Origin of the sequence: Ochrobactrum sp. BTU2 (assembly GCF_024539785.1) — a bacterium.
Classification (GTDB): Bacteria; Pseudomonadota; Alphaproteobacteria; order Rhizobiales; family Rhizobiaceae; genus Brucella; species Brucella anthropi.
In genome coordinates, this window is sequence record NZ_JAHWRG010000004.1 from 661,715 (window position 1) to 681,446 (window position 19,732).

A 19,732-nucleotide genomic window follows, 5' to 3' on the forward strand; every position below is an offset into this window, starting at 1 on the left:
CCTGCCTGACGGAAACGAACGGTTTCCGGAATGACTGGCGCGAGCGGGTGTAGCTCAGGGGTAGAGCACAACCTTGCCAAGGTTGGGGTCGAGGGTTCGAATCCCTTCGCCCGCTCCAATTTTCTTTAAGGAAATCAAGAGCTTAAAAAGTGTCCTTCGGCGCGCTTTTTTGCTTACACGACCATGGTGGTGGTTGCATGTAAGCACTGTGTAAGCATGAGATAGGCCATCTTTGGATATCCTGGCGTGCGTTTTGCACTGATACCCCACTGTTTCGGGACGACATGGGGCTCATTCTTCGCTCCTATTCCTCACATCGCGGCGATTGAGTGTCCTGCGTACGGCCGGAGTGAGCTTGTTTATTGCCGACATACTGCTGTTGTCACGACCTGCTCGCGTCTGCCTCGCGGCTTCCAGCGATCCACGTCGCTGGCGCAGCCAGGGAGGAAAAGAAAGCGATAAGGGATGCCGCGCTTGCCCTGCGGGAATGCCACCTGTTTTTCGTTCGGCAAAGCAGGTGAGGCGTCCGGGCGGGAGATGAGGATCTCCGCCCGGACGTCCATACGCTGACTTTGCTCAGCCCTTCGACTCGGCGCCGATCAGAACGAAGATCATCGTTGCGGGTTTGGTACCCCGGTTGCGCCAAGCGTGTCTGGTACCATGCTGCACGACGATGTCGCCCTGTTCGAGGTCGATCAGCTTGCCGTCGTCCAGTTCCAGAGAAATCTCTCCCTCGAGGACGATGTCATAGTCGACGGTTGGAGTGGTATGCATTCCCGGATTGTCGGGCTCGAAATGTTCGATGAAACCGGGCAGACGCTGCGCGTATTCGGCTCCGGCCTTTCCCGGATCGAAGTCAGGAGAGGCCATGACGCTGTCAGGCGGAAACACCACCCGCCACAGCCTGGTGCCTCCCGTCGGCGGCATCAGAGACCTGGTTGTGGTGGCGGAATTCACCCCGTCCCAGGGCAGGGATGCCGAGGCTGCAGTTCCCCAGACGACTGCTGGATCGAAACCCGGTACCGACGCGAAGGCGTTCGAGGGCGTATCACTTTCGGACACGGTCTGAGACTTGCCATCACGGTTGTCAACGACGATCAGTTTCGAACTCATCGGCTATGCTCCTGCATGCATTACGACGACGTTGCTGAAGCCGCCGGCCCTGTTGTCAACGGCGTCGAGAGCTTCGCCGATCTGATCGAGCGAGAACGTTCGATGCTCGAACACCGACAGGTCAAGCGTTCCCGCCTGCGCCATCCGCATCATGTCCTCGCCTTCAGACACATCGAACCACAGGGATCCGATCACGCTGATCTGGAAGCACATCAGCCGGAACATCTCAAGCGGCAGGGGCTCGGACATGCCGCCGATATCGACCATCCTGCCACCCCGCCGAAGAGCGCCTATACCCTCCAACGAAAGCGCATGTGGCGCCCCGGGACCGACCGCGTCGATGAAGATGTCCGCCCCAAGACCATCGGTGTGCTGTCTGACCCAGTCCCCGAGTGGTTTTGTTCCCGCGGAGAGAACTTCGATCCTTCCGGGTGCGAGATTGCGGACCCTTTCGAGGAGTTCTCTGTTGCGGGCAACGGCAAAGATCCTGGTGACTCCCATCGCGAGAGCTGAAAGCACGGCTCCAAGACCAAGTGTTCCCGTCGCGCCACTGATGATGACCGTCTGGCCAGATCTCGCGCCAGCTTTACGAAGGGCCGAGTACGCCGTGCCGAGGTAACCGGTCCTGGCGGCCGCCTCGTATGAGACGCTGTCAGGGATATTCACCAGAGAGGATGCCGGGGCCGTCATGTATTCGGCGAAACCCGCATAGGGATAGTCCTGGAACAGCTCCTCGGATCGCGGACCGAATCCGAAATATCCCAGGAAGGTATAGGCATCGCAGTTGATCGGCTGGCCGCAGCGGCATGCGTGGCAGGATCCGCATGATGTGCCCGGGTTGACGTAGACCCGCTGGCCCTTCGAGATCGACTTCACTTTTTCTCCTACCGCCACGACGTCTCCCGAAGCGTCCAGTCCGTAGATCGCGGGAAGCGGCGGGAGCGGCAAATAGGGAAACCATTCCGAATAATGCGCCATGACATTCTTCATGTTCGGTATGATGCCGCATGCCTTCACCTTCACCAACACATCGTGCGGACCCGGTTTCGGGATATCGATGGTGTCGATGGAAAAATTCGTTCCGACGGCATGAAGTCTTGCCGCCTTCATCATGTGAAGCATAGTGTCCTCCTCTTGAAATCTATCGTCGTAGAAACTCGGCACCGCCGCTTCCTTTCACCTCCTGAACGGACGCAGCAGCTTTTTTGCCTTGAGACCGAGCTTCTGGTCCGTGTCGGCGTTGAACTTTGCGTTGATTTGGTCGGGGCCGATCCAGCAAGCTCCGAAAAAACGGGATGATATCGAATCCGAGGATCGCAACGCTTCCGGGTCCCGCGACAAAATCGCAGCAGCAAATGGACTGAGGGGGCTATGGATTGCACGCATGTTTTGCTCCTCCCTGAGCGTTTGAAAAAGTCGAGCCGGATCCGACAGCGCTCCCCCGCTGCCGATCACCTGGTCAGGAACTCCGCGACCATTCGGTTGAATTTCTGATAGTGCTCCCACTGTGCCCAGTGTCCGCAGTTGTTGAACACGTGCAGTTCGGAATTCGGGATGCCTGCAACGAGGCGAAGGCCTACGTCGAGCGATACGAACCGATCGTTCCGGCCCCAGATGATCAGAGTCTCGGCTTTGATCTCGTCGAGGCGATGGCCAACGTCGGGAAATTGCTTGGGATTGACGGCGGTGCTCTTCACGAAGTTCTCGAGATGATCGCGGCGCGACAGAATGTTGTTGAGACGCGCCTGATAGAGCTCTTCGGTGAGCGCGGATGTGTCGTAGACGAAGACCGCCATCATCTTCTTGAGGTTCTCGATCGTTGGATCGCGATACAGCGCGCCGATGAGCTTGATGCCCTCTGTCGGCATGGGTACGAACGAGCTCACACCGCCGGTCCCGCCGCCCATCAGCACGAGCTTGCCGACGTTCGAAGGGTTGGCGAGTGCAAAGGCGACGGCGCTGTGGCCGCCCATGGAGTTACCCACGATATGGATCTTCTCGAGTCCGAGATGGTCGATCAGACCCTTGAGGATCCGGCCGTTGAGCTCCGAACGCGATCCTGTCGACACGATAGTGTCACTCTTGCTCCAGCCAGGAGCGTCGAGAAGGATGACACGGAAACCTGCCTCCGCCAGCGGGGCGACGTTCCTATTGAAGTTCGCCCATCCGCTCGCACCGGGGCCGGAACCGTGGAGCAGAACAACTGTTTCGCCGCCATTGCCCGGATCGCAGTCGTTATAGTGGATTTTCAGCTCGCCATCGCCTTCCTTGATATTGACGAAGCGGCTTGTCGCGGATTCGGTGAATTCCTGGCTCATTGAGCGGGCTCCTACGGCTTGTTCAATTGTAGGGGAGGCGAGTGACGGGGTCGTACGCAGTGCGTTTCACACACGTCTGCCGAGCCTCCCTCTCGACGCCCGACGGCTCTGCGTCATTGGCTTTGCCGTGTTAGCAGGCTGCTTGATGTCCCCGCAAATGCAATGCTTCTCCCGTGCACTAAGTGCACACTCTTGATGGTATTTCTTCGTCCCCCTTTGGATCATGCGCCCAGCGGGTTCGGTTGAGCACATAGTGCACGTTGAGGAGTTGCGCGTTGAATTGGCAGTCAGCGTTTGTAAGACGTTGCCCCAACGGCATGCTGCGGGAGGGCATCGGCTGCCTGCCCCGCCCTTCGTCTATGTCCGTCCCATGCCGCGCCAGCGGCACCCGAACCACGCCCGGAATTTGAGGTTAAACACCTCGCGTGAACCTGTGTTCGCTTCCGGACAGGCATGCAAACTCAGGAGGAGAATATGACAAAACTGTCTGACAAATACGATCCAGGCCCGCAGATAGCGCAATGCGGCGGCATCAACCTCGGCACGACTGATCTGGAGAAATCCCTCTGGTTCTTCCGGGACACGCTCGGCATGGAAGAAGTCCAGCGCCGCGGAAACGTATCTTACCTCCGCTGCCATCAGGAACTCGGCCATCACTCCCTGGTCCTGACGCAACAGGCGGAAGCGATCGTCAACGCGTATTCGTTCAGGGTCCGTCGGCCTCAGGACGTTGAACTGTTCGCGGAGGATCTGAAGCGTCAGGAAATCGAGGTTCTCGAAGTTCCGGCTGAAACCGAAATCGGCCGCGGAACGGCCATCCGCTTCCTTCTACCGGGCGGCGACCATCCGTTCGAACTCTACTACGACATCGCCAAGCCGCTCGCGCCTGAGCACATGCGTTCCCGGCTTCCGTCCAATTCCTCCAAGCGCCGTGGCCTCGGTGTCCGCCGCATCGATCACTTCAACATCCAGACCTCGCCATCGACGATCAACCAGGCGGAGCAGTGGGTCAGGGACAACCTGGGCTTCAAGCGCCGCGAGTTCGCCTATCTGCCGGAAAGCCCCGGCACCGTCATGGCATCCTGGATGTCAGTCACGCCGCAGATGCACGATCTTGCGATCGTCGCCAACAGGCAGGAAAAGAAGGCCCAGCTCCATCACGTCGCATTCAACCTCCAGGACTTCTCTGACAGCCTGGTTGCTGCCGACGTCCTGAAGGATCTCGACGTCTCGTTCAGCGCAGGTCCGGGCAAGCACGGGATCGGGCAGGCAATGTATCTCTATGTCCACGATCCGGCATCCGACCACCGCGTCGAACTCTACGCGGGCGGCTACCTGATATTCGACCCGGACTGGGAGCCTATCGAGTGGAAGGAAGAGGCGTTCCCGGATGGCCTTACCTGGTATGGAGATCCGATCGACACGAGACCGGGAAGCCGCGGCCGCGACACAACCGGTTCAGCCGGGCTACACCTCAAGTAATTTGAGGTGGCCAAATGGTCTGAAAACAATATGGATCACGGGGAGGGGGCTGGAAACGGCCCCCTTTTTCAGCGCGGCGCGATCAGATATTCCTCGATCTTATGGGCCGCCGCATGCAGATGGGAAAGATACCGCTTCCGCGCCTCCGCCAGAGAGAGCGCGGATCGAAGCATGACGATGTTGATGCATCCCGCCACACTGCCCTCCTGCATCACCGGAACCGCGAGAGCGAGTATACGCTGTTCGGTCGCCCACTCGCCATTGTTGTAGGCATGTCCTGCTTCGCGGTGCTGAGCCAGTAGCACCATGAGCGCCTGCCTGCCTGGTCCGCGGAGTGGAGAATCAGGAATAGCGGCAAGGCGACCGAGAAGATCCTCGCGTTCATCATCCCCGCAAAATGCCAGATAGGCACGCCCGGCGGCTGTCGTGACCAGAGGCAGTCTCCGGCGCACGGTCACCTTGTGGAACGATAGCGGGGAGAAGCGGTGCGTCGATTCCCGCACCCGCATGTCTGCGCCGTCCAATGTCGCGAAGTCCGAAGGCCACACCACTTTCACCAAGAGTTCGCCGAGGACGGGAGAGGCGACCTCGGAAATCCATTCCTCTTCCCTGAATCCATCACTCAATCCGCGCACCTCATGGGTCAGCCGATAGCTGTCATCGGATGCCGAGCGGCGAAGCACGCCCTCGCTCTGTAGCGTTTCGAGAAGTCGACGCACTGTCGTTCGATGCAGGCCTGTCGCCTGTGCGAGTTCACGCACGCTGGCCCAACCGCCGTCCGCCTGATTGAGCGCCCGCAGGATCGATAGGCCACGCGACAGGCCCTGCACCATCTTGTACGGGCTTTCGTCCAAAATCTCCTCCTGCCAGCATTCGAATGTGTGCACTGAGTGCACAGAATTGACATGAGAATTGTCAGTTTGGCAATGCGGTTTATAGATCGGCGCACACCGTGAGACGAGGAGGTCATCGGTTCGGTCTGGGAGGCCCGGCGTTTCACAGCAATTCATGAATATACGCAGTCACGCCCGCAAGTGGGCGCGTTCGGCTGATGGATGCTTCTTGAGCAGCCGAGTCCGGGCATTCGGAGGAACGATGACATCTGCAGATCTGATCGAGACGCTCGCAACGGAACTGAGGCAGGCGGAACAGGAGCGCAAGCCCATCCCGGCGATCCGCGAGCGCATGCCCGACGACGATGGCGAGACCGCATACGCGATCCAGAAGGTCAACGTCGAATACTGGAAGGCGAATGGCCGCCGCGTGGTCGGACGAAAGGTCGGTCTTACCTCGAAAGTGGTGCAGGCCCAGCTCGGAGTTGACCAGCCGGATTTCGGAACGATCTTCGCCGATACGGTCTACGGTGACGACGAACTGATCCCTTTCGATCGCCTGTTGCAACCGAAGGCCGAGGCCGAGGTCGCGCTGGTCCTCAAGAAGGATCTTGCGGCCGAAGACCTCACCCTCGTCGAACTGATCCAGGCGATCGACTTCGCTCTTCCCGCCATCGAGGTGGTCGGCAGCCGCATCGCTGGCTGGAACATCCGGTTCAACGACACCGTCGCCGACAATGCTTCGTCGAGCATGGTGGTGCTCGGTGGGGTGCCGACCCCGCTGGCGGGTCTCGATCTAAAGTTCGTGAAGATGTCCATGAAGCGTGGCGATGAGGTCGTCTCCACCGGTGATGGAGCCGCGTGCCTCGGGCACCCCTTGAACGCGGCTCTCTGGCTGGCGAGGAAGATGGCCAGACTGGGCACGCCTCTCGCGGCTGGCGATCTGGTCATGACTGGAGCGCTGGGGCCGATGGTCCCGATCAATCCCGGAGACCGCTTCGAGGCATCGATCGAAGGGCTCGGCGTCGTCCGCGCCCTGTTCGGCAAGGAAGACGGCTAGTCCGCCAGCCGGAAACAACAGCAAGTCGGAAAGAACGCCGTCCGGTGACGTGACCGCGAACAGACCGCCGCACCTGCAATTCTGCGGGACGCGAGGATGAACGGAGGATCGAAGACATGACAAAGGTGAAATGCGCCATCATCGGCTCGGGCAATATCGGCTCCGACCTGATGATCAAGGTGATGCGCACCTCCAAAAACATCGAGATGGGCGCCATGGTGGGCATAGACCCGGCATCGGATGGCCTGGCACGGGCCCAGCGCCTGGGCGTTGCGACAACGCACGAGGGTATCGACGGCCTGCTGCGCATGCCGGAATACAAGGATATCCAGATCGTCTTCGATGCGACCTCGGCGAAGGCGCATGTCTCGAACAACGCGCTTCTGCAAAAGGACGGCAAGAAGGTCATCGATCTGACACCGGCTGCCATCGGGCCGTTCACGATCCCGAGCATCAACGGCCATGCCAACCTCAACGAGCCGAACGTCAACATGGTGACCTGCGGCGGGCAGGCGACCATCCCGATGGTCTACGCCGTCAAGCGTGCCACCGACCGGGTGGTGTACGGAGAAATCGTCGCGTCGATCTCGTCTCTGTCTGCCGGGCCCGGAACGCGCGCCAACATCGACGAATTCACGGAAACCACCTCGAAGGCGATCGAAACCCTCGGCGGCGCGGAGCGTGGCAAGGCGATCATCATCCTCAACCCTGCAGATCCTCCGGTCATCATGCGTGATACGGTCTTCGTTCTCTCGCAGGGCGGAGATCGCAATGCGATCGAGGCATCGATCCTTGACATGGTGAAGACGGTTCAGGGCTACGTTCCGGGTTACCGCCTCAAGCAGAAAGTCCAGTTCGAGGTCATCGGCGACAACGCTCCTGTCATGGTGCCCGGAATTGGCCCGGTCTCTGGCCTCAAGACGACGATATTGCTCGAGGTCGAGGGAGCTGCCCACTATCTTCCAGCCTATGCAGGAAATCTCGACATCATGACATCCGCAGCGCTCATGACGGCAGACCACTGGGCTGCCGAGACGCTTTCGAAGGAGGTCGCATAATGGCCCGTGCAAATCCCAACAAACTTTATGTCCAGGATGTCACGCTCCGCGACGGCATGCATTCGATCCGCCACCAGTACACGCTCGAAAAGGCCCAAGCCATCGCTCGGGCTCTCGATACCGCGAAGGTCGATGCCATCGAGATCACGCACGGCGACGGTCTTGCGGGATCCACGTTCAACTACGGTTTCGGGCTCCATAGCGACATCGAATGGATCGCTGCTGTGAGCGAGGTCTGCAGTCATTCGGTGGTGACGGTCCTTCTTATTCCGGGCATCGGCACGGTCCATGATCTGAAGGAAGCCCATGCGGCGGGAGCGCGATCGGTTCGTATCGCCACGCATTGCACCGAAGCAGACGTGTCCCGGCAGCACATCGAGGCGGCCCGCGGGCTGGGCATGGACACGGTCGGGTTTCTGATGATGTCGCACATGGCCGAGCCGGAGAAGCTGGTCGAACAGGCCAGGCTCATGGAGAACTATGGTGCGGAATGCGTCTACGTGACGGACTCGGCGGGTGCCCTTCTTCCGGAGCAATACACGTTTCGCGTCAAAGCGCTCCGTGACGCCCTTCGACCGGAAACCGAGATTGGTGTTCACACCCACCACAACCTCACCATGGGCGTGGCGAATGCCGTCGCCGGGATCGAGGCGGGAGCCGTCCGGGCGGACGCTTCCCTGGCTGGCATGGGGGCAGGGGCCGGAAACGCACCTCTGGAAGCGCTGATCGCGGTTCTCAACCGCAAGGGGATCGAGACCGGCTGCGATCTCTACGGGCTGATGGATGCGGCCGACGATCTGGTCCGCCCGCTCCAGGACCGCCCGGTTCGGGTCGACCGGGAAAGCCTGTCGCTTGGCTACGCAGGGGTCTATTCGAGTTTCCTGCGGCATGCCGAGAACGCATCCCGCCAATACGGCGTGGATACTCGCGAGATACTCATCGAGCTGGGCCGCCGCCGGATGGTCGGAGGCCAGGAGGACATGATCGTCGACGTGGCGCTCGACCTTGCCGCGAGGACGGCGCAGCGGGCGTAGCTTCAGCATTTCGCCGGACGGCATGTCTGTCCGGCACTTCATTCGGGAGGAATACGAATGACCCAGGAAAAACGTTCCGGCTCGCCAGCCAAGGTCGCTATAGCGAGCTTCATCGGGACGAGCGTGGAATACTACGACTTCTTCATCTACGGGACGGCCGCGGCGCTCGTCTTCCCGCGGATCTTCTTCCCCGACGCGTCGCCCCTGATGGGAACGCTGCTCGCATTCGCGACATTCGGCGTGGGCTTCTTCGCGCGTCCTGTCGGCGGTGTCGTGTTCGGCCATTTCGGCGACCGCATAGGCCGCAAGAAGATGCTGGTCATATCGCTGGTCGGAATGGGTTTATCGACCGTGCTGATGGGGCTTCTTCCGTCATACGCCTCGATCGGGATCGCCGCACCGATCCTGCTGACCCTGCTCCGGCTGATACAGGGCTTCTGTGTCGGCGGCGAATGGGGCGGTGCGGTACTGATGGCGGTCGAGCATGCACCAAAGGGCAAGAAGGGCTTCTTCGGAGCGTTCCCGCAAATGGGTGCGCCAGCCGGAACAGGATTAGCGACCTTCGCCTTCATGCTCGTGGCGGGCATGCCCGATGAACTGTTCTATAGCTGGGGTTGGCGGCTTCCCTTCCTCGTCAGCGCGCTTCTTGTGCTGGTCGGCCTCATCATCCGTATGAAAATTGACGAGAGCCCTGCCTTCGAAAAGGTCAGGCAACATAAACAGGCCGTGAAGATGCCCGCGGTCGAAGCGCTCCGGACACATCCGCGGGAGATCCTGCTGGTGGCCGGCATCTACCTCAGCCAGGGTGTCTTTGCCTACATATCCATGTCCTATTTTGTGTCGTACGGCACCAGCGTCATGAATATCCCGCGCGGCGAGGCTCTTCAAGCCGTGCTGGTGGCAGCCGTCGTCGCGACCGTGCTCTACCCGGTCTTCGGCGCCTTGTCCGACCGCATCGGGCGCAAGACCACCTACATGATCGGCGCTGCGGCAATGGCCCTGTCGATCGGACCCGCATTGTGGCTGATCAACACGGGCAACCCGCTCTACTTCACCTTCGCGCTCGTGCTGATCTTCGGTCTCGCGATGTCGCCCGCCGGCGGTGCTACGGGATCCCTGTTCTCGATGATCTTCAGCCCCCAGGTCCGTTACTCGGGCACCTCGATCGGCTACACGCTGTCGCAGATACTGGGATCGGCATTCGCTCCGTTGATCGCCAGCGCCCTCTACGCCTCATACCAGTCGACCTTGCCGCTATTCGCCTACATGGTCGGCGTTTCCATCATCTCGATCGTCGCCCTTATGCTCGTTCCCGGGCCATGGGGCAGAAGGGAGGCCGCCCTGCAGGACGCGACCTCCGACCATCCGTCCAAGTCGGCGAGCGAGGCCGCCGTTAAATCCGGCCAGCTCGGGCACGTGAAAGCTTAGGATCCAACAGATGACACAGCGTGAATTTGACACCGATGTTCTTGTTGTCGGCACGGGGCCGATGGGTGCGACCACCGCGCTTGCTCTCGCCAAATACGGGGTGCGCGTCCATGCGATCAGCCGGTGGAACTGGCTGGCCAATACCCCGCGGGCGCACATCACCAACCAGCGAACGGTCGAAGTACTGCGGAGCTTGGGCATCGAGGAAGAACTCAAGCAGCAGGCCACCCCCTGGGACAAGATGGGCGACACCCTGTTCACCACGAGTTTCGCCGGTCCCGAGATCGCCAGGCTTCAGACATGGGGCACGGGTGACCTCCGCTTTGGTGACTACATCGAGGCGAGCCCGTGTCCCATGCTCGATGTACCGCAGCCCGTCATGGAGCCGATCCTCGTCAATGCCGCCGCCCGCAGCGGCGCCCAGATGTCGTTCAACACCGAATATCTGAGCCACGAGCAGGATGCGGAAGGCGTGACCGTCCGGCTTCGCAATCACATCTCCGGGCAGGACTACGAGCAGCGCGTGCGCTTCCTCGTCGGCGCGGACGGTGCAAGGTCCCAGGTCGCTGCCGATATCGGGCTGCCGTTCGAGGGCGTTCTCGCGCGAGCCGGGACGGTCTACGTCCAGTTCAGGGCCGACCTCTCCAGATATGTCGCTCACCGGCCGAGCATCCTCCACTGGATCGTCAATCCGGAAGCTGGCTTCGGCGAGATCGGAATGGGGCTTCTGCGTGCGGTCAAGCCCTGGACCGAGTGGATCGCCGGATGGGGCTTCGACATGTCCAAGGGTGACCCGGACACCAGCAGGGAGAACGCTCTCGAAAAGATCCGGAGCCTGGTGGGCGATCCTGGCCTCGAATGTGAAATCCTGTCGATCTCGCCCTGGTACGTGAACCAGCAGTACGCGCTCGAATACTCCCGTGGCCGCGTGTTCTGCGGCGGCGATGCCGTCCATCGTCATCCGCCGTCGAGCGGGCTTGGTCTGAACACGTCGGTCCAGGACGGCTTCAACCTTGCCTGGAAGCTCGCCTACGTCGTCAAGGGATATGCCAGCCTCGACCACCTTTCATCCTACAGCGACGAGCGCGCGCCTGTCGGACGCCAGATCGTGGAACGGGCCAACCAGTCGCGTCTCGACTATGCTCCGATGCGGACGGCTTTCTATGGTAAGCCGTCAGGTTTTTCCGGAAAGCTCGAGCATTTCCTCGAAGGCTTTTTCGCGGCCGACGAGCAAGGGGTGGAGGCGCGTCGAAAGATGGCCGAAGCGCTGGAGCTGAAGAACTACGAGTTCAACGCCGAAGGGACCGAGATGAACCAGCGGTACACATCCGAGGGCATCGTAGGGGAAACCGAGCCGGAAAACTGGCCGAGGGACAGGCAGCTCTATCACCAGCCGAGTTCGCGACCAGGTGCCAAGATCCCGCATGCCTGGCTGGTCGGCCCCGACGGCAAGCGGATCTCGACGCTCGATGTCGTGGGCGACGGCTGCTTCACGCTCGTGACCGGGATCGCCGGAGATGCCTGGGAACAGGCCGTCGCCGCTCTTGATCTGCCGTTCCTTCGCTGTGTTCGCGTTGGCGTAGGGCGCTACAGTGATCCTTACTTCTACTGGGCTCGCTTGCGAGAAATTGAAGAAGGTGGAGCGCTGCTCGTTCGCCCGGATGGCGTGATTGCCTGGCGGCGCAAGGCAAGCCTCGCGAACCGAGACGAGGCCACGGCGCAGCTTGCGGAAGTCATCGATGCAGTTCTAGGGCGTTCGAAATCGCGGACAACGGATACCGCTAGCGCGAGGGGCGCGGCGGCGTAGCAACCGGGCCAGAGGAGGCCCTTGGGAGGAATACACAATGAAAACCACTAAAATCCTGCTGTCCGCCGGCATCTTGCTCGGATCCACAGCGTTCGCCCATGCGGATGTCTCCGTGTGCGCACTGCTCTCGATCACCGGACCTGCATCCGCCCTCGGCGCTCCGCAGCAGTCGTCAGTGCAATTCCTGCAGAAGGAGATCGATGGAAAGGCCGTGAAGTACACCGTCCTGGACGATGCGACCGATCCCGGCGCGGCCACGCAGAATGCGCGCAAGTGCCTTGCAGAACAGAAGGCCGACGTTCTTATCGGAGGGGCGGCTACTCCTGTGGCGGCGGCGTTGGCGGCCGTGGCGGCGGAGACCAGGACCCCGTTTCTCTCGATCGGCCCGGTCGGGACGAAGGACGAGCAGTTCAAATGGACTTTCGTGGTGCCGCAGCCCGTCAGCCTGATGGCGAAGGCGATCGTCGAGCATATGAAGACGCGCGGTATCAAGACAGTGGGCTTCATCGGCTACAGCGATGCTTACGGTGACCTCTGGCTCAATGCCATTAGCCCCTTGCTAAAGGAAGCGGGGATCACGGTCGGGCCAGTTGAGCGATTCGCCCGCAACGACACCAGCGTCGCGGCCCAGGCACTCAAGGTCGCATCAGCGAGACCGGACGCCGTCCTTGTCGTCGCTTCCGGTGCGCCTGCCGCTGGTCCCAACCTGGCGCTGGCCGATCGCGGTTACGCGGGAGCAATCTACCACACGCACGGATCGGCCAGCCCGGCCTTCCTCAAGGTGGGAGGGGCCGCGGCCAACGGCACGCTTCTTCCGGTCGGCCCCATCGTCGTGGCTTCCCAACTCGATGATTCCAATCCTGCCAAGGCCCCGGCGCTTAAATACACGAGCCAGTACGAGGCTGCCTTCGGCGCGGGATCCGTATCGCCGTTCGGGGGATATCTGATCGACTCGAGCCTCATCGTCGCCGCAGCGGCATCGACCGCCCTCAAATCCGGCTCCGAACCGGGAACGCCGGAGTTCCGGGCCGCGCTCAGGACCGCGATCGAGAACCTCAACGGCGTGCCGGGAGTTCACGGCAGCTACAGTGGTTCGGCGACGCTTCACGACCTCTCCAACAGCGATGCCAGCCGCGTGATGGCCGTCGTTCAGAACGGAACCTGGAAAATCGCAAAGTAGGCGCATAGTGCGGGAGGCGGCAGTGCCGCCTCCCGCACGCCTGCCTTTCCTCCCATGCCCTTCCTACCCGGTCTCCGGAGACGAGATGGATTTCGATATTGCTCTTTTCCTGGCGCAGGACGGCTTGATCAGCGGCGCGGTCTATGCGCTTGTCGGCGTTGCGCTCGTGCTGATCTTCACGCTCACCCGTGTCATCGCCGTCTTCCTTGGGGAATTCGTCGCGTATGGCGCGCTGACATTCATTGCATTACAGGCGGATGTCGTACCAAAGATCATCTGGCTTACGCTGGTCTCCGGCATCGTGGCCGGAGCGATGAACCTCTATCGGCGTCGAAGCCATCTAGGTTCGCTGCAGGTGCTGCGGGTCCTGGCGATCTATGTTTTCTATCCGGCATTGCTCGCGCTCGGCACGATCTGGCTTGCGCCGACCGCGCTGCCGCTGCCGGTCGACGTCGTCCTTACATTCCTGATCGTGGTGCCGCTCGCGAGCTACCTCTACACCATCGTCTACCAGCCGGTCGCCAATTCTTCGGTGCTGGTTCTCCTGATCGTCTCGATGGGCGTGCATCTGGTATTGCTCGGCCTCGGCCTCGTCTTCTTCGGAGCGGACGGTCTGCGCGCACCGCCGCTCGCGACAGGGGCGGCATCGATCGGTGCGATCCGCCTGACCGCCCAGCAGATCATCATTCTCGGGACGGCGGTGCTCGTCATGTTCGTCCTCAGGATGTTCTTCGGAAAGACATTCCAGGGTACGGCCCTGAGGGCCACCGCGGTGAACAGGCTGGGCGCGCAGCTTGTCGGCATTCCGCCTGCCCTGGCAGGTCAATCGGCCTTCATCATTGCGGGCTTCATCGGTGCGCTCTGCGGAATACTCATCGGTCCCGTGACCACCATCTACTACGACACCGGGTTCACGATCGCCCTCAAGGGCTTCGTCGCCGCCGTCATCGGCGCTCTCGCCAGCTTCCCCATCACGGCAATGGCCGCGGTCGGCGTGGGTGTGCTTGAGTCCTTCGCGTCGTTCACGGCCAGCCAGTACAAGGAAGTCATCACGTTCGGTCTTATCGTTCCGGCACTGTTGCTCCGCTCATTGTTCACAGCAGAAGAGGATCACGATTGATGAGCCCCGTCGCCCGTCTGGTTGCGCTGCTGACGGCAGCCGCAACACTGCTTGTTCCTCTCTTTGTCCCATCGGGGTCGATCGTACTGCTCGCATGTTATATCGGCATGGCCGCCCTTGTCGCCATCGGCCTTGTCGTCCTGACGGGTGTCGGCGGGATGACATCCTTCGGTCAGGCCGCCCTGATGGGCGTGGGATCCTACACCACGGCGATCCTCTGCCTGAACTACGGATGGTCGGCCTGGTCGGCACTTCCGGTGGCGCTCGTTTCGAGCGGGCTGGCTTCGCTCGTGCTGGGCCTCATGACGATCCGGCTTTCCGGGCATTTCCTGCCGCTGGGCACGATCGCCTGGGGTCTCGCCATCTATTATTACTTTGGCGCGTCCTCCACGCTTGGAGGATATGGCGGCCTGTCGGGGATACCACCGCTGTCGATAGGCTCGATCTCGCTTGTCGACCCGCGCGACTTCTATCCGGTCATCTGGGCCGCTGTCGCACTGGTCGTCGTTCTCACCCTCAATCTGCTGGATTCCCGGCCCGGACGCGTCATCAGGTCGTTGCGGACCGGCAGAACCGTCGTTGAGGCTTTCGGCGCGAACACGGCCAGGCTCAAGCTCTTCGTGTTCGTCTATGCAGGCGTTCTTGCAGGACTGTCCGGATGGCTCTACGCGCTCTTCCTGCGCGCCGTGAGTTCCTCGCCCTTCGGTCTCAGCGCCGGGATCGAATATCTTCTGATGGCGGTGATCGGCGGGGCTGGAAACGTGTTCGGAGCGATCTTCGGCGCCGCCGCCGTCATCCTGGCGCGCAATTATCTTCAGGATCTCATGCCGCTCATCTTCGGGAGCGGCGGCAACTACCACATCATCGTTTTCGGAATGATCCTCGTGCTTCTGCTCGTGCGCTCGCCCGATGGCGTGTGGCCGATGATCATGCGTCGTCTGACGTTCCTGTTTCCGAAATCCGCTAAACCGCAAGCATCGGCCGCAAGATTGGAAATCTCGCAGAAGCCCCGGGGCGAAGGCGCCATCCTCAAGGTCCGGGCGCTGGAGAAGCGGTATGGTGGCCTGGTTGCGGTGAACAATGTCCACTTCGACGTCGAAGCCGGGTCCATTGTCGGCCTGATCGGCCCGAACGGCGCGGGCAAGAGCACGACCTTCAATCTGATAACCGGGATAGTCCATCCCAGCAGCGGACAGGTCGATTTCCTGGGCGAGGCCATCGGACGGCTGAGTTCCCGCGCAATCGCCAGCAGGCGCATCGCCCGGACATTCCAGCACGTGAAGCTGGTGAACGACATGTCCGTGCTGGAGAACGTTTCCGTCGGTGCACATCTGCGCAGTTCCGCGGGACCGATCCGGAGCATGTTCCGGCTCAACAGGAACGAGGAGAGGAAGATCAGGGGAGAAGCCATGTCGGCGCTTGAGCGGGTCGGTCTTGCGGATGTGGCTCACCTGGAGACGGGTTCGCTTGCGCTCGGCCAGATGCGGGTGATCGAGATCGCACGCGCACTTTGCATGGATCCGGTTTTGTTGCTTCTGGACGAGCCGGCAGCTGGTCTTCGCTATCAGGAGAAGCAGTCGCTCCTCGTGCTGCTGCGCTCCCTGGCCGCCGAAGGGGTCACGATCCTGATCGTCGAACACGACATGCAGTTCGTCATGGATCTGACCGACCACCTGATCGTGCTGAACTTCGGCACCAAGCTTGCCGAAGGCCGTCCTGAAGCCATCCGCAACGATCCGGCCGTCCTGGCCGCTTATCTGGGGGTCGAATGATGACCGCATCACCTCTGGCACTGCATGTCGAAAGCGCCACCGTGCGCTACGGTTCCGTGCCCGCCGTGACTGATGTGTCCCTCGTGCTTGAGCAGGGCCGCATCACCACAATCATCGGGGCGAACGGTGCGGGAAAATCGACTCTGCTGAACGCCATCACAGGCGTGCTCGCACTCGATGGCCGCGTCAGCATGTTCGGACAGCCGTTGAACAGGTATTCGGTCGAGGAGCGGGTGGTCGAAGGACTCGTCCTGATCCCGGAACGCCGCGAGCTCTTCTCCAGCATGACCGTCGAGGAGAACCTCCTTCTCGGAGGATACACCCAGCGCGCCAGAGCGGATTCCATGATCGAAAGCATCTACGACGACTTCCCGCGGCTCAAGGAGCGGCGCAAACAGGAGGCGGGAACACTTTCCGGCGGGGAGCGCCAGATGCTGGCGATGGGCCGGGCGCTGATGGCACACCCGAAGGTTCTGCTGCTTGACGAACCCAGCCTTGGCCTTGCTCCGCTCATCGTTCGGGAGATTTTGAATATCGTCGTCCGGCTCAAGGAAAGCGGTGTTTCGATTCTCCTTGTCGAGCAGAATGCGCGTGCCGCCTTGCGCATTGCTGACACGGCCTATGTGATGGAAAACGGCAGGTTCATTCTCGAAGGGGCCGGATCGGAAGTCGCGGCGGATTCACGTGTTGAGGCGATCTACATGGGTGGACACTGACTGCGGTGCGGATAGGATTTACACTGAACAAAAGCTCAGTTTCATTATCGACGGCTAGGATACTGCGATTACGCCCTGCCTCGACACATCTTTAGGAGGAAACTTGAACTCCGGTGTTGAAGCTCTTTTCATCTGAATTGCACGAACACGCATAAAAACAGATTGGAGTAATTTCACCTCCTGAGTGGGGGAATTTACAAGTTTCAGTGGTTGCGGGGGCACGCAACCATCTCAACTTGCTCTTTCAAGCAGCAGCATAATGCCACCACGCAACCCCTCACCTAGCGCGGCCTAAAACGCGAGTCGATACTCTTTGGAAATAAACCTATGCCCAGCCTACCTGATCCCAATGACAGGGGGGAATAACAACGACGACAGACGGAGAACGACTAATGCAGCACCGGCCGGATAAATTAATCGATTTTGCCGTGATCCAACACGACAAGAGCGTTCTGAAGCGCGCTTGTGCAACATTCGCCGTGCAAGCCGATTTCAATGGTTTTCAGCACATGCGAACCAAGCTCACCCTCGCTTTCGGTGCTTGTGGCCTCCCGTTCACTATCTCCTTGAGAGCCGCATAGAGCGGAGATGGCATGGAACGATACTTATGCCAGACCTCTCGCTCGACCTACGTTACCTGACCTATGCCATTCTTGTTGCGGAACACGGAAGCTTTCGAGCGGCGGCACAGGCTCTTGATCTCTCTCAGTCAACAATCAGTCGACGGGTTCAGTTATTGGAGCGTCGCATCGGCATTGCGTTGTTCGATCGCAGCCGCAAAGGCGCCGAATTGACGCCAGCCGGAGAGCGGTTCCTTCAGTCAGCTGCGGTTGGTGCGTCGCACATGGAACAGGCGATCCTTGACACACGCAAAGCTCATCGTGGGGAGATCGGGGAGTTGCGAATTGGTGTGGCCACGTCTTTAGCCAACGGCTTTCTCGGAGACCTGCTGGAAAGCTATCGCGCGTCTTATGTGTCGGTCGACGTACGTGTCGAAGAGGTTTCGCAGCGGATCGCCGGCACTCGTTTGCTCAGCCGGCGTCTTGATGTGGCGTTTCTGGCAGGTGCGCCGGGACTGCATGGCTGCACGACGATAAGGATGTGGAATGAACGTCTCGTCGTCGCGCTGCCGAAAAATCATCGCCTCGCTCAGGTGCCAAGCCTTCTTTGGGAAGAACTGCGTGACGAGACCTTTTTGAGCCCGGCAAACGATAAGGGCGCCGAAATGGAATCTCTGCTTTTGAGGAAGCTGTACGAGAGCGGCTCAAGTCCAGGCATTTCGGTCCACGACGTCGGACGGGATGACCTGCTTACTCTCGTGGCTCGCGGTTTCGGCGTGTTCATGACGCTGGAATCGACGGTCAGTGAGGATTACAGGAACCTTGAGTTCGTTCCGGTTGGCGATGACACCGACATAGTTGAGTTCAGTGCGGTATCGCTCACAGAACAGCAAAATCCTACGATCTCGCCGTTCCTGAAATTTGCGGTCGCCCGATCTCTCTATCCGATCGAGAAGCCGGCCGTTCGTTCGGATCTGAAGCCGGCCTCGGGAGCATAGCAAGACGTCTTATGCCGAGCGGCTTGTGTCCGGGCCATGACCAGCGTTTCGCTGTGGAGCCCGGCGAGCCTTTGCAAAGCCGCGGTCGGTCGCCATGAACCGTTCGATCATGGGAGCGATGAGCTTTGCCGGTTCGAGTGCTGGCTGGCCCGTCTCACCGCCAAGTACCTCAGCGTAGGCCACCAGATCGCGGTGAAGTGTGGCCGGCAGTTCCATCGTGACCTTCACGGGCTTATCGTCGGCAATGGGTCCGAGCTTTAATTTGGCCATTGGGTCAACCTCTGTAGGGTTCCATGACGAGATCGCGGGTGACGATGATGCGAACGGGGAATCCCGGTCGAATGGTCAGTGTGGGCGCGATCTGCAACTGACGGCGGATGATCTGCTGGCCTGCGTCGTTTATCGTATCCTGGGCACCGTTGCGGATGGCCTGCACCAGCCGGTCCTGGTCGTCCATAGCAAGTTCCGAGCCGACGGCCAGCAATGTCGAAAGTCCGGCCGCCTTGGCTAGATCCCACCAGTGGTAATCGACACCATCCTCAAGACCGGCATAGCCCTGCGTATCGGCGCCGGGCTGGCGTTCCAGAACAATGGACCGACCATTCGGGAAAATCAGCCTGTTCCAGACCAGAAGAACACGCCTTTGCCCGAAGCCGACATTGTTGTCGTATTGGCCGATGATGCGGGTTCCCTGCGGCACGAGCAGGATACGGCCGGTCGGGCTGTCGTAGATGTTCTCGGTGACCTGGGCGCTGATCTGGCCGGGAAGATCGGAACGAATGCCGGTGATCAGCGCTCCGGATATCACTGAGCCGGCCTGCAGGACATAAGGCGACGCAGGCGGCATCACGCGATCGGCTGCAACGGTGCGGCGATCGACGGCAGCGTTGAGGAAAGCGGCCTGCCGGTCCTGTGCCGTGGGAGTGCCAGCCTGATCGAGCCCGGCAAGATTGGGCGTCGTATTCACATCGGTGGTCATCGCGTTCGCCGTCGTCCGCGTTTCTGTCTGGAAGAACACGCGGCTGGTTCGGGCAGTCTCTGCTTCAGCCAGGCGGCGCTGCTCCGCCGGATCGACGCTCGGCGTTGTCGGCACAACGACAGGCTGACCACGATCCCGCGCACTGAGGATTGGACGGCCGAGATCCCCCGGCAAAGCCGGCCCTAGGATGGGACCGATATAGTCCCGCGGCAAGCCTGCCAAACCGTCGGCAGTGGTCCGGTTCTCGGTCGAGTAGAGTTCTTCGCCACCATTG

17 protein-coding genes and 1 tRNA gene are annotated in these 19,732 nt (G+C 60.7%); 12 read left to right on the forward strand and 6 right to left on the reverse strand.

Annotated elements, in window-relative coordinates; all coding sequences use genetic code 11:
- The first annotated feature begins 43 nt into the window (after positions 1–43).
- Positions 44–118 (forward strand) — tRNA-Gly (locus KWJ32_RS15755).
- Positions 119–576: 458 nt separating this feature from the next.
- Here the strand turns inward: KWJ32_RS15755 and KWJ32_RS15760 are convergent.
- From KWJ32_RS15760 to KWJ32_RS15770, 3 genes are all read right to left on the reverse strand, one after another.
- Positions 577–1,113 (reverse strand): cupin domain-containing protein, encoded by a 537-nt coding sequence (locus KWJ32_RS15760; RefSeq protein ID WP_256886116.1) that lies wholly within the window; start codon positions 1,111–1,113, stop codon positions 577–579.
- Between the two features lie 3 nt (positions 1,114–1,116).
- Positions 1,117–2,235 (reverse strand): alcohol dehydrogenase catalytic domain-containing protein, encoded by a 1,119-nt coding sequence (locus KWJ32_RS15765; protein ID WP_256886117.1) that lies wholly within the window; start codon positions 2,233–2,235, stop codon positions 1,117–1,119.
- A gap of 329 nt (positions 2,236–2,564) precedes the next feature.
- Complete coding sequence (locus KWJ32_RS15770) at positions 2,565–3,431, reverse strand: alpha/beta fold hydrolase (RefSeq protein ID WP_256886118.1); 867 nt, start codon at positions 3,429–3,431, stop codon at positions 2,565–2,567.
- Between the two features lie 474 nt (positions 3,432–3,905).
- Here KWJ32_RS15770 and KWJ32_RS15775 point away from each other — a divergent pair, with 474 nt between their 5' ends.
- Positions 3,906–4,913 (forward strand): VOC family protein, encoded by a 1,008-nt coding sequence (locus KWJ32_RS15775; protein WP_256886119.1) that lies wholly within the window; start codon positions 3,906–3,908, stop codon positions 4,911–4,913.
- A 68-nt stretch (positions 4,914–4,981) separates the two neighbouring features.
- On the opposite strand, the gene KWJ32_RS15780 is transcribed toward KWJ32_RS15775, so the two are convergent.
- Positions 4,982–5,767, reverse strand: coding sequence for a DNA-binding transcriptional regulator (locus tag KWJ32_RS15780; RefSeq protein ID WP_256886120.1), 786 nt, complete (start codon positions 5,765–5,767; stop codon positions 4,982–4,984).
- Between the two features lie 241 nt (positions 5,768–6,008).
- Between KWJ32_RS15780 and mhpD the strand changes: the two genes are divergently transcribed.
- From mhpD to KWJ32_RS15830, 10 genes are all read left to right on the forward strand, one after another.
- Positions 6,009–6,806: a 2-keto-4-pentenoate hydratase gene (mhpD, locus tag KWJ32_RS15785; protein ID WP_256886121.1), complete on the forward strand. Its 798-nt coding sequence runs from the start codon at positions 6,009–6,011 to the stop codon at positions 6,804–6,806.
- 116 nt (positions 6,807–6,922) lie between these two features.
- Complete coding sequence (locus tag KWJ32_RS15790; protein WP_256886122.1) at positions 6,923–7,864, forward strand: acetaldehyde dehydrogenase (acetylating); 942 nt, start codon at positions 6,923–6,925, stop codon at positions 7,862–7,864.
- Positions 7,864–8,898 carry a 4-hydroxy-2-oxovalerate aldolase gene (gene dmpG / locus KWJ32_RS15795; RefSeq protein ID WP_256886123.1) on the forward strand — a complete coding sequence of 345 codons (1,035 nt, stop codon included), beginning with the start codon at positions 7,864–7,866 and terminating at the stop codon, positions 8,896–8,898. The genes KWJ32_RS15790 and dmpG overlap by 1 nt, the downstream gene beginning before the upstream one ends.
- A gap of 57 nt (positions 8,899–8,955) precedes the next feature.
- Positions 8,956–10,326, forward strand: a complete 1,371-nt coding sequence (locus KWJ32_RS15800; protein WP_256886124.1) for an MFS transporter — start codon at positions 8,956–8,958, stop codon at positions 10,324–10,326.
- Positions 10,327–10,336: 10 nt separating this feature from the next.
- On the forward strand, positions 10,337–12,133 hold the full coding sequence (locus KWJ32_RS15805) for an FAD-dependent monooxygenase (RefSeq protein WP_256886125.1): 1,797 nt from the start codon (positions 10,337–10,339) through the stop codon (positions 12,131–12,133).
- Positions 12,134–12,170: 37 nt separating this feature from the next.
- Entirely contained in the window at positions 12,171–13,313 is a 1,143-nt protein-coding gene (locus KWJ32_RS15810; protein ID WP_256886126.1) for an ABC transporter substrate-binding protein, read from the forward strand.
- An 85-nt stretch (positions 13,314–13,398) separates the two neighbouring features.
- Positions 13,399–14,433, forward strand: coding sequence for a branched-chain amino acid ABC transporter permease (locus tag KWJ32_RS15815; protein ID WP_256886127.1), 1,035 nt, complete (start codon positions 13,399–13,401; stop codon positions 14,431–14,433).
- Positions 14,433–16,205 (forward strand): branched-chain amino acid ABC transporter ATP-binding protein/permease, encoded by a 1,773-nt coding sequence (locus tag KWJ32_RS15820; protein ID WP_256886128.1) that lies wholly within the window; start codon positions 14,433–14,435, stop codon positions 16,203–16,205. The genes KWJ32_RS15815 and KWJ32_RS15820 overlap by 1 nt, the downstream gene beginning before the upstream one ends.
- Positions 16,205–16,921, forward strand: coding sequence for an ABC transporter ATP-binding protein (locus KWJ32_RS15825; RefSeq protein WP_256886134.1), 717 nt, complete (start codon positions 16,205–16,207; stop codon positions 16,919–16,921). The genes KWJ32_RS15820 and KWJ32_RS15825 overlap by 1 nt, the downstream gene beginning before the upstream one ends.
- Positions 16,922–17,528: 607 nt before the next feature.
- Entirely contained in the window at positions 17,529–18,479 is a 951-nt protein-coding gene (locus KWJ32_RS15830; RefSeq protein ID WP_256886129.1) for a LysR family transcriptional regulator, read from the forward strand.
- A 9-nt stretch (positions 18,480–18,488) separates the two neighbouring features.
- Here the strand turns inward: KWJ32_RS15830 and KWJ32_RS15835 are convergent, their stop codons facing one another.
- Together KWJ32_RS15835 and KWJ32_RS15840 are read right to left on the reverse strand one after the other, a co-directional pair.
- On the reverse strand, positions 18,489–18,749 hold the full coding sequence (locus KWJ32_RS15835; RefSeq protein WP_256886130.1) for a DUF2274 domain-containing protein: 261 nt from the start codon (positions 18,747–18,749) through the stop codon (positions 18,489–18,491).
- A gap of 4 nt (positions 18,750–18,753) precedes the next feature.
- Positions 18,754–19,732 (reverse strand): TrbI/VirB10 family protein (locus KWJ32_RS15840; protein WP_256886131.1); only part of this gene is annotated, 979 nt, incomplete at its 5' end.

Excerpts from the sequence above, each read along its gene's own strand:
- KWJ32_RS15800 (WP_256886124.1), top strand. The coding sequence starts at position 8,956 with ATGACCCAGGAAAAACGTTCCGGCTCGCCAGCCAAGGTCGCTATAGCG.
- KWJ32_RS15775 (WP_256886119.1), top strand. The coding sequence starts at position 3,906 with ATGACAAAACTGTCTGACAAATACGATCCAGGCCCGCAGATAGCGCAA.
- KWJ32_RS15765 (WP_256886117.1), bottom strand. The coding sequence starts at position 2,235 with ATGCTTCACATGATGAAGGCGGCAAGACTTCATGCCGTCGGAACGAAT.
- KWJ32_RS15815 (WP_256886127.1), top strand. The coding sequence starts at position 13,399 with ATGGATTTCGATATTGCTCTTTTCCTGGCGCAGGACGGCTTGATCAGC.
- KWJ32_RS15830 (WP_256886129.1), top strand. The coding sequence starts at position 17,529 with ATGCCAGACCTCTCGCTCGACCTACGTTACCTGACCTATGCCATTCTT.
- KWJ32_RS15805 (WP_256886125.1), top strand. The coding sequence starts at position 10,337 with ATGACACAGCGTGAATTTGACACCGATGTTCTTGTTGTCGGCACGGGG.
- dmpG (WP_256886123.1), top strand. The coding sequence starts at position 7,864 with ATGGCCCGTGCAAATCCCAACAAACTTTATGTCCAGGATGTCACGCTC.
- mhpD (WP_256886121.1), top strand. The coding sequence starts at position 6,009 with ATGACATCTGCAGATCTGATCGAGACGCTCGCAACGGAACTGAGGCAG.
- KWJ32_RS15825 (WP_256886134.1), top strand. The coding sequence starts at position 16,205 with ATGACCGCATCACCTCTGGCACTGCATGTCGAAAGCGCCACCGTGCGC.
- KWJ32_RS15820 (WP_256886128.1), top strand. The coding sequence starts at position 14,433 with ATGAGCCCCGTCGCCCGTCTGGTTGCGCTGCTGACGGCAGCCGCAACA.
- KWJ32_RS15810 (WP_256886126.1), top strand. The coding sequence starts at position 12,171 with ATGAAAACCACTAAAATCCTGCTGTCCGCCGGCATCTTGCTCGGATCC.
- KWJ32_RS15770 (WP_256886118.1), bottom strand. The coding sequence starts at position 3,431 with ATGAGCCAGGAATTCACCGAATCCGCGACAAGCCGCTTCGTCAATATC.
- KWJ32_RS15835 (WP_256886130.1), bottom strand. The coding sequence starts at position 18,749 with ATGGCCAAATTAAAGCTCGGACCCATTGCCGACGATAAGCCCGTGAAG.
- KWJ32_RS15760 (WP_256886116.1), bottom strand. The coding sequence starts at position 1,113 with ATGAGTTCGAAACTGATCGTCGTTGACAACCGTGATGGCAAGTCTCAG.
- KWJ32_RS15790 (WP_256886122.1), top strand. The coding sequence starts at position 6,923 with ATGACAAAGGTGAAATGCGCCATCATCGGCTCGGGCAATATCGGCTCC.